This window comes from Lysobacter sp. 2RAF19 (assembly GCF_052115395.1).
In the GTDB taxonomy this organism is placed as follows: domain Bacteria; phylum Pseudomonadota; class Gammaproteobacteria; order Xanthomonadales; family Xanthomonadaceae; genus Noviluteimonas.
Genome location: NZ_JBFRGO010000011.1, coordinates 1 through 359, shown reverse-complemented (window position 1 = coordinate 359; position 359 = coordinate 1). Strand labels below are relative to the sequence as shown.

Below are 359 nucleotides of genomic sequence, written 5' to 3'. Positions count from 1 at the left end.
AACAGGATCAGCGCGCTGATGGCGTAGATGATCACGTGCCAGAGCGCATCGAGCGCATGCACGGCCGAGTCGCGCAGCGAGAACCCGGTCTGCATGATGCGCTGGGCAATCCGCCCCGCGAAGTCGTTCTGGAAGAACGACAGGCTCTGCTGGAGCAGGTAGCGATGGTTCTGCCAGCGGATCAGGTTGGCCAGGTTGGGGTTGATGACCTGATGCAGCAGCACATCGTGCAGGCCGAAGAACAGCGGGCGCAGCAGCAGCGCCAGCGTTGAAGCGTGACAGGGACTTTCGCCGACGCCGGTACGGCCAGCCGAGTCAGTCAGGATCACCAGGATACGGGTAAAGTAGCAGTTGTGTGC

At 62.1% G+C, this 359-nt stretch carries 1 pseudogene; it reads right to left on the bottom strand.

What is annotated here, in order from left to right:
- Positions 1-323 (bottom strand): annotated as a pseudogene (locus AB4059_RS15945) (hypothetical protein); the annotation flags it as partial.
- Between the last annotated feature and the right edge of the window lie 36 nt (positions 324-359).